At 54.7% G+C, this 9,188-nt stretch carries 7 protein-coding genes; all 7 read left to right on the top strand.

Features of this window, described 5'->3' with window-relative positions:
• Positions 1–236 precede the first annotated feature (236 nt).
• Positions 237–2,018, top strand: coding sequence for a glycoside hydrolase (locus FJY67_09925; protein ID MBM3329770.1), 1,782 nt, complete (start codon positions 237–239; stop codon positions 2,016–2,018).
• Entirely contained in the window at positions 2,015–3,142 is a 1,128-nt protein-coding gene (locus tag FJY67_09920) for a hypothetical protein (GenBank protein MBM3329769.1), read from the top strand. Before FJY67_09925 ends, FJY67_09920 begins: the two co-directional genes overlap by 4 nt.
• Positions 3,143–3,238: 96 nt before the next feature.
• The gene (locus tag FJY67_09915) at positions 3,239–3,814 is read left to right on the top strand and encodes a methyltransferase domain-containing protein (protein MBM3329768.1); all 576 of its coding nucleotides are present in this window, start codon (positions 3,239–3,241) and stop codon (positions 3,812–3,814) included.
• Positions 3,811–4,416 carry a class I SAM-dependent methyltransferase gene (locus FJY67_09910; protein ID MBM3329767.1) on the top strand — a complete coding sequence of 202 codons (606 nt, stop codon included), beginning with the start codon at positions 3,811–3,813 and terminating at the stop codon, positions 4,414–4,416. Before FJY67_09915 ends, FJY67_09910 begins: the two co-directional genes overlap by 4 nt.
• Positions 4,417–4,464: 48 nt before the next feature.
• Positions 4,465–7,116 carry a T9SS type A sorting domain-containing protein gene (locus FJY67_09905; GenBank protein MBM3329766.1) on the top strand — a complete coding sequence of 884 codons (2,652 nt, stop codon included), beginning with the start codon at positions 4,465–4,467 and terminating at the stop codon, positions 7,114–7,116.
• Between the two features lie 308 nt (positions 7,117–7,424).
• Positions 7,425–8,036 carry a non-canonical purine NTP pyrophosphatase gene (locus tag FJY67_09900; GenBank protein ID MBM3329765.1) on the top strand — a complete coding sequence of 204 codons (612 nt, stop codon included), beginning with the start codon at positions 7,425–7,427 and terminating at the stop codon, positions 8,034–8,036.
• A gap of 16 nt (positions 8,037–8,052) precedes the next feature.
• A partial coding sequence (locus tag FJY67_09895; protein MBM3329764.1) for a cysteine desulfurase occupies positions 8,053–9,188 on the top strand: 1,136 nt, incomplete at its 3' end.

Genomic DNA, 9,188 nt, shown 5'->3' with positions numbered 1-9,188 from the left:
TTTAGTAGACAAGACAATCTATCCACGGAGCGTCCTGTGACCAAGGGCGCTGTTCAAGTCCCCTTCGGCTACGCCTTCGGGGACTTGAACAGCCATCACACTGTCAACAGATCGCTAAGATAGTACACTTTAATATAGTCTCCTGAGCATTCATTGCCAAATGTGCTGCTCATAAGAAGACACTCCATACCCGGCATTTCACTTTGTCCTTCGGCTCACACCCACCACTGCTGCCGATGCCCCGACGATTTGATAGGGGCAGCGGAATGGTCGCGCTCCCGGATCGGGATCAGTTACTCTTGCTGTTGAAGCCCGCTTGCAGCGAGGCGCCGGATTCAGGGTTCGCAATAAACACCCGATCAAGTTGCTTCACTTTCATAAAGGTCCCGCGTCTTGGCAGCGAAACCTATCACCTCAAAATTGGACATTATACAGGTGGACGTGCCAAGATCGAAGTGAAAGCTTCGCAGATTGCAGGTCTGAGATACGCCGTAGCCACATTTCGACAGTTGCTCCACTTTTACGGGAATAGTCTGCCCGAATGCACGGTCCAGGATGCTCCTGCCTTTCCAGTGCGGGGTGTCATGCTCGACATTTCGCGCGACCGGGTGCCGACTCTGGAGCAGATTCACGAAGTTGTGGAGCAACTCGCCGGTTGGAAGATCAACCACCTGCAACTCTATACTGAGCATACATTTGCCTATCGGGGGCATGAGGTAGTATGGCAGGGATTTGATCCCTTTACGCCGGAGGAGATTGAAGACCTTGACTATCACTGTCAGTCTGTGGGGATCACGCTGGCTGCCAATCAGTCGACCTTCGGTCATATGGAACGGTGGCTGAGGCAAAGGGCATATATGCACCTCGCTGAGACGACCGGGCGCTGGCGGTGTTTGGGGCGAAGGATGACCGGGCCGTTCAGTTTGGCGCCGGCTGATCCAATGTCTCTTGAATTGGTGGAAGATCTCATTAGTCAATTAAAGTATTGCTTTAGAAGTGGTCTGCTAAACATCAATTGTGACGAAACTTATGATGTCGGACAGGGGCGATCCAGGGCACTTGTGAAGCGTGAGGGATTCGGCAAGGTCTATTCCCGGTTCGTGCGTAAGATCGCCGAAGCAGCGATGTCGAGAGGGTTTCAGCCGTTGTTTTGGGCCGATATGGCGCTCTCGCATCCGGAAGCACTCGATGACCTACCCAGGGATATGATTGCATTGGCGTGGGGGTATGAACCGGACGCGGACTTCGACTATTGGGGACAAATGCTGAGCGAGCACGGTTTCAAGTGGTGGGTCTGTCCCGGCACGAGTTCGTGGCGATCTATCACCGGTCGCACGACGGAGCGCAGAGAGAACATTAGGCAAGCAGTCCGATCCGGCATAAAGGGCGGAGCCGATGGTCTTCTGGTGACCGATTGGGGCGATTCCGGGCATCGACAACAATGGCCGGTGTCATTGATCGGTTTGGCTGAATCCGCTGCAGCAATGTGGAACCCCGAGCTGACTTTGAGCGAGGAAGCACTATCTCGCCACGCCTTCGGCGATGCAACCGGCAAGGTAGCCGGGTGGCTATCGTGGTTAGGCGATGCCGATCTTCCCCTCAGACAAGCCGGCGGAAAGCGAGACGATTCCGGACTTCACACCCCAATACGCAATGCGAGCGCACTCTTCAAGGAACTGGACCGGCGGTTTGGAGAGAGAGGCCGAATAGGCTTGCCAGAGGACTGGATTCAAGTCGAGGCGAGGCTTGAGGAGTTGTCTTCTTCCCTGCCTCGGACTCGCGATGAATTGGTCATCCGGGAGTTAAGGCAATCCGCACGGGAAGCCCTCTTTGCCGCTCGGCTGGCGTTGTTGAGGCGAGGACATTATCATAAAAGGACGGCTATGCGTGTTAGATTGAAGGAAGACCTCGAGGAGATGATTAGGGAGCATCGCGCTCTTTGGCAACGACGTTCAAGATACGGCGGCCTGGAGGATTCCTGCCGGCATTACGAGCATCTTCGCCAGGAACTCGCTTGAGATCGCCGCATGAGCGGCTTGTAGCCGGCGCTATGACCGGCACAAGCATGGACGGCATCGATCTGGCGCTGGTTTTGATCAAAGGCCGGGGGCTCGCTATGAAAGCAACGATCGTACGGACACTGTCTGCAGCGTTGCCGGATGCCGAGTTGATGCGGAGCCTCGCTGATGGAAGATCCATGACCTCCAGTCAAATCTCAGAACTGGCTTATAATGCTGCAAATGCCCATCGACAGGGGCTGCAGAGTCTGCTGGGAGGCGACCGTCCCGACCTAATTGTCCTGCACGGTCAGACCGTCTATCATCGGCCACCCCGGTCGTGGCAGTTGATCGATCCCTGGCCGGTTGCAGTTGAGTTTGGAGCGCCAGTCTGTTTCGATCTGCGTGGCGCCGATCTGGCAGCCGATGGTGAAGGCGCTCCTATCACACCGCTGGCAGACTTTGTCCTATATGGCGATTCATCGACGCCGCGCAACATCGTTAATCTGGGCGGGTTTGCCAACTTCACTCACCTTCCGGCAAGAGGCAGCCGCGAGCCTGTAAAGGATTATATCACGCGTATTCAAGGCGGCGATCTGATGCCCTGCAATCACCTATTGGATGGGGCAGCCTGGAGGCTTCTTGGCAAGCCATTCGACCAGGACGGGGCGGTCGCGATGGCTGGCGCGGTTGATCCGTCGTTGTTCAAGCATCTGGTATCGAGACTGGAGTCAACTGGCGCCGATGGCAGGTCGCTCGGCAGCGGTGACGAAGCCAAAGGGACTTTAGACGACCTTCCGGATAGCTCGCCAAGTGCTATTTTGCGAACCGTGACAGCGGTGATCGCTGAGGTCATCTCAAGAAGACTACCCCCGGGTGCAGTCGTCCTGGCGGGCGGTGGAGCCTGCAACCTTGCGCTGTACACCGAATTGAGAGACCGCAGTCGGGGACAAGTGCACTTGAGCGATGAGTTGGGGATACCGGTGTCATATCGGGAATCGGCGGCGATGGCGGTTCTGGGAGCTCTGGCGATGGACGGAGTGGACATCACTCTGCCGCAGGTAACGGGACGCCGAAAGGCGATACGGCCCGGATGCTGGATTCACCCCACAGGCTTTCACGCACCTCCAAGAAAGCGGACTTGACTTGGAACCGGCAGGCGTATATATTGCTTCTATGCAGCAATCGACCCTTAGGTGCTCTATAGTCACCCACTTCAATCGAGCCTCGAGCTCGTCCGAATGATCTGTCTCGATGTCGGTTGCGCAAACCACAAACTGCCGGGCTACATCGGCGTCGATATGGAGGCGGGCCCCGAAGTCGATATCCGGGCGGACCTCCATTACTTGCCGTTCAAGGAGTCGTCGGTTGATCACTTTCACACCCGGCACACTCTGGAGCATGTTGCCGACCCGCACCAATGCATACGGGAGATCTACCGGGTAGCCAAGCCGGAGAGCCGCATCACGATCATTGTGCCGCACTACTCGAATCCAGCATACTGGGCCGACATGACCCACCGACGGCCGTTCGGGGTGCGGACTTTTGAGTATTATGATGTGGACTATGCTCGGCGAGCGGGCTATCCAATCTATACTCCTGACATCAATATTAAGACGTTGAACGCAAGACTAACCTACTGGCCAGGACGAATCAAGTTCCACTCTCCACTCAAGAGGACGATGCTGCGGCTACTTGACGGTATCCTTTCCGGGTTAGCCAATCTCAATCCTCGGCTCTGTGAAAGAACTTGGCTCTTCTGGGTGGGTGGGTTCTATGAAGTGACTTTTGAATTGAACCCGGTGAAACGTAGGTGATCGGACTAAGAGAGCAACCGAACATTGTTCCTCACAAGCTTGACATCGGTTCTTCGCATTTCAAGCGGGAAGGGTTCATCGGGCTCGACGTCCTTCCAGCCAAAGGCGTCGATTTGCTGGGGGATGCCCGTAGAATGCCTTTCAAGAACTCCTGCATTGACGAGATATACTCGAGTTATTGCCTGGAGCACATTTTTGAGCAACTTCCAGTGTTATCGGAACTCCATCGTGTTTGCAAGCCGGGAGCAACGGTAATCTTGATTCTCCCCCACTTCTCCAATCCATCTTACTATGATGACCTGACCCATCAACGACTATACAGCACCCGTAGTTTTGAGCATTATGATCACGACATGCATACCCTGACCGGCCATCCCAACTACCTGCCTCAAGTCAATCTTAAGACGCTTCGAGCAGAACTCAGGTGGTGGCCTCCGCAGGTAGTAGAACGTAAGGGACGCCTTAAGAGAGGAATCCTTGAATTTGCCAATTCCGTTATCAACACTATGGCGAACGCGCATCCATTCTTTTGCGAGCGCCTATGGTGCCATTGGGTAGGAGGGTTCTACGAGGTCGAATTTGAACTGCAAGTGATTAAATAGTCAAGTATTATAGATTGAATCGGGTCTCTTATTTGGAGTGTGTATCCCATGCGTCACTTCTACCTGTCCCTCATCACCACTCTTGCTATCCATTTGCCACTCTACTGCCAGACCGAAGTCTCAGGAAATGTATCCGGCAATTGGACACGCGGCGGTGCGCCCTACATTGTCGTGAACGACATCATTGTGCCTGCCGGACAAGCACTCTCTATCGAACCAGGTGTTGAAGTGCGAGTAAGGCCCGGACGAAGAATCTATATCTTCGGTCGAATCAACGCACTTGGTGATGCCGAGCGACCAGTAGTCTTAAAATGCACTGACCGTGACCAGCACTGGAGCGGAATGCGCATCGTCAATTCCAATCAGGACAATGTTCTACAGTATTGCATTTTTGAGTGGAGTCGCCAGATTGCCAATTATCCAGATGAGAATTCACGAGGAGGCGCACTCTACGCAAATTCCTCACTAGTACGTGTTGAAAATTGTCACTTTCGCTTCTGTAGTGCAACGGGAATGGGTGGAGCCGCCTGTTTCTATCGAACTCGCGGCTCATTATTGGGCAATCACTTCGATGACAATTTTGGCTTCACTGAAATCGTCTGGGTTTACGAATCTGACATGCCTGCGATAGGCAATCAATTCATCAACAACAGAGGCGATTATGGCGCCGGGCTCATCCTCGATGGCAGCCACTCACCGGTAGAGAATAACGTTTTTCGTCACAATCTATCTGGCATTATGACGTGGGGTGGGGCGCTCTATCTGGTTCATGGGTCACGTTCGGTTGTTCGGCAAAACCTCATTGTTGACAACACTGGTGGCGGCGTCTTCATTGGATATGACGCCTTCCCCCTGGTCTTCGAACACAATACCATAGCCAACAACCGTGGGCATAGCGGGATCTTTGTGGTCAATGGAGGACGAATGATCGCCTCCAATTCGATCATATGGGGAAATGGCGGTGGCGACATTCAACTTTCCAACGGCTCGGCGCAAGTTGACTATAGTAATGTCGGACAAACCAACGGTGTGGAACGTGGCGAGGGAGTCATCAACGCCAACCCCCTCTTTCGCAACTCCGCAGATGGTGATTACAGGCTCGATCTCAATTCTCCCTGTTGGAATAGCGGAGATCCAAATGCGCAGCGTGACCCCGATGGAACACGTGCCGATATGGGGCGCTATATGGGGCCGCAAGGAATCGCCTACACGCCTCTTGAGACAATTGATTTTGGACTTTTGAGGAGAGGCGAGGAGGCGACTCGGAATATCTGGATTACATACGTTGAGGGTGATTTGAGGGGAATCCTCCTGACGTTGCAGATAAACCCTGAAGACTCGCTCTTAAGCGCGTCGCCTGCAGAGGAGATTATAGAAGTGGGCGATACGCTTTGGATTAACTTACATGTTAGGGCACCTAGAGGTGCCCTAATGGGACGGCGTACGAGAACTCTTGGCATTCATGTCGAAGAGCATCCGTCGCCTGCGGCAGAATTTGAGATCATATATCGAATTGGCCCCGGACGTGAACCCGAGCCCCACAGAATTCCACTCGAGCCTCGCTGGAGTCTAATATCCACTTATACTCCTCCGCCTGATCCTGCATTTGACATCGTCTGGCAGGATGTTTTATCCCGGGGAAACGTGGCCTTGATCAAGGACGGGATGGGCCGATTCCTGGTGCCGAACCAATTCAACAACATGGTTGATTTCGATGTTCGGCAGGGATACTGGGTGCGGATGAGCGCGCGCGACACCCTCTCCATCACCAACATTCCCGTCGATTTCGACCTGCCGATCCCCCTCAGGCGAGGCTGGAACCTCGTTGCCTACTTTCCGGAAGCCATCCTGCCGGCCGAAGAAGCCTTCCAGAACTCGCAAGACAACATCATTATCGCCAAGGATGCGAGTGGTCGCTTCTACCTGCCCGATCGCGGGTTCAACATGATGCCCGACCTAAGACGGGGAAAAGGTTACCTTGTGAAGGCACGTGAAGCTGATTCGTTGGTCTGGTTTGGCGGACAGGAAGTGAATGGCATTCCAAGAAGCCCGGAGACAACGCCGTTCCATGCAGGCCTCGAAGCGACATCGACAGGTGTCGATATGAGTCTTCTTCTGGAGAAGATCGATGGCGTCCCGGTGGACGGCTGCGAACTGGTTGCATTTGTGGAGGACGAAAGAGTCGTTGGATCGATTCTCCTGCCGGCACGGGAATATCTTGCGCAAAGCCAGTTGATTGGACTTCCTATACGGGGAGACGATCCGACGACGCCCGAAGTTGACGGCGCCCGCTATGGCGATGTGATTCACTTCAGACTGCATGCACCTGAGGGCGAATGGACTTTGGCGGCGGACTACACCACCGGTTCAAGCCGTTTCGAAGGCAACGAACTTGCGGTAGCGGCGCTTCGTGTCGTCGATAAGGTCGGAGCACTTCCATCCGGATTCGCCCTATCGGCCCATCCCAATCCGTTCAATAGTTCTGCGCTCATTACATTCTCGCTTGATGCTGTGGCATCGGTCGAACTTGGTCTCTTCGACCTCAGAGGACGGCGCTGGAGGAGCGTCATTGAAGGCACGTATCCCGCCGGAATGAACACGCTCGTTCTTGAAGCCGGGGAACTTCCGGCCGGCATCTATCTGCTTAGACTAAGCGCCGGCGGTGAACAGAAAACTGCCAAGATCGCATTGGTGCGATAAGGAATCGATCAGGGGTATGCCAAGGACAATTGAGGCCTTGACCGGATGCCTCATCGTGTCTATATTGTAAGGTTCAATCACAGCAAGACTGGAAGGAGCACATAAAGTGGCGAAAACCAAGACCTTCGCCGAGAAGATGCTCAAAAACTTGAAGCCGCCTGAAATGTTCAACTACTACAAGGTAGTTCGCCCGTCGGTTACTCCCAAGGGCTCGGTGCGGTTCAACACCAAGAGCATCAAAGTCCACAAGGAAGAGAACGAAGCGGCTAAACTCGGCTTATAGACAGGTGCATCTCGACTGACTGCCAATGTCACTTGTCGGAGGATCCCGGCGCCTCTTCGTTGCGTCACATAACTGTGACAAACTACGGGAGATAGGTGAGATACTCGACGGTTCGGGCTGGGAGATCGTCTTTCCGGACCAAATCCCACCGTATCCCGAACCCGGTGAGTCGGGGGCGACACTGGCGGAGAATGCCTTGATCAAGGCCCGCGAAGGATATTCCCGAAGCGGGCTTTTGACTCTTGCCGATGACAGTGGCCTCGAGGTCGATGCCCTTGACGGTCGGCCTGGCGTCCGGTCGGCTCGATATGCCGGGAAGGATGCTTCCTATCGAGACAACATCGACCTCCTTTTGCTGGAACTTAAGGGTGTTCCACCCAACCAGAGAACTGCGCGATTTCGCGCGGTGATGGCATTGGTAAGCGATGCAATCGAACAGACCTGGGAAGGTGTCGTTGAGGGCAGAATCCTGACCGCGCCTCTTGGCGAGACTGGTTTTGGCTACGATCCGGTCTTTTGGTCCGTCGAATTGGGGTGTTCATTCGCCGAAGTACCCCCTCAAGTGAAGCACACCGTGAGTCATCGCGCCCGGGCGCTAGCCGGACTCCTCGCCCACCTGAATGCTGCCGCGCGCTAAAAGTATCTTGACACCTCTGCAACGAATATACCTCGATTACGCCGCTACGACTCCGGTCGATGAACGCGTCCTCATGTCTATGAGCGAGTTCATGCTGGAAAAGTTCGGCAATCCATCCTCGCTTCATTCTTACGGACGGGAGGCGCGGGGGGGGATAGATGCCGCGCGTCGGTCGATTGCGCGAATGCTCAATTGTCGGGTGGAGGAGGTTCACTTCACCAGCGGCGGGACCGAAGCCGATAACCTCGCTCTAATAGGATATGCCAAGGCCAACCACCATCGCGGTGAACATATCGTCATAAGCGGCGTTGAGCATTCAGCCGTCAGAAGTGCTGCCGAGGCTCTTTCTGCACAAGGCTTTAGAATCGGTATTGCCGAACCGGATGCATTTGGGATGATCGCTCCCGAAGCCGTTGAATGCGCCCTCGAGTCGGAAACGATCCTCGTCTCGGTGATGCACGCCAATAATGAAGTCGGGACCATCAACCCGCTGGGCGCTATCGGTGCAATCTTGAAGCCGCGGGGGATAGCCTTTCACACTGACGCGGTGCAGTCCTTTGGCAAGATCCCGGTCGATGTGCAAGCCTTGGGAGTGGACATGCTGTCGCTGTCCGGGCACAAGATATACGGGCCGAAAGGCATAGGTGCAATCTACATTCGCGATGGAATTCAAATCGAGCCGCGCCAGTTGGGAGGCCATCAGGAGAGCGGTATCCGTCCGGGTACCGAGAATCTCTCAGGCATTGTCGGACTTGGAGTTGCCGCGTCGCTGGCCGAGTCGGCGATGGCTGAAGAATCGAACCGGATGAAGTCATTACGAGATGAACTTCACGCCCGTATCCTCGATCATATCGAAGATGCCGGACTGAACGGGCACTCTGACGCCAGACTGCCGGGACATCTTAACTTATCCTTCCATGGCATCGATGGGGAGGCGTTATTGGTTGCGCTTGACCTTGAGGGTGTTGCAGCGTCGTCGGGATCAGCCTGTGCATCGGGCAGTCAAGAACCATCATCCACCCTGCTGGCAATGGGAGTCCCCCGGGAGTTGGCTCAGGCGTCGCTTCGCTTGACATTAGGGCGTAGCACAACCGCCGAGGATGTCGGTTATGCCGCACGGATCATTGTCGATAATGTAACCCGACTGCGCCA

It is taken from the genome of Calditrichota bacterium (genome assembly GCA_016867835.1).
GTDB lineage: Bacteria > Electryoneota > AABM5-125-24 > Hatepunaeales > Hatepunaeaceae > VGIQ01.
Note: the sequence above shows the minus strand (reverse complement) of the source record. Positions and strands in the feature narration are given on the sequence as shown.

Coding starts and splice junctions, on each gene's coding strand:
- FJY67_09925 (MBM3329770.1), top strand. CDS start 237: ATGCCCCGACGATTTGATAGGGGCAGCGGAATGGTCGCGCTCCCGGAT.
- FJY67_09915 (MBM3329768.1), top strand. CDS start 3,239: ATGATCTGTCTCGATGTCGGTTGCGCAAACCACAAACTGCCGGGCTAC.
- FJY67_09905 (MBM3329766.1), top strand. CDS start 4,465: ATGCGTCACTTCTACCTGTCCCTCATCACCACTCTTGCTATCCATTTG.
- FJY67_09900 (MBM3329765.1), top strand. CDS start 7,425: ATGTCACTTGTCGGAGGATCCCGGCGCCTCTTCGTTGCGTCACATAAC.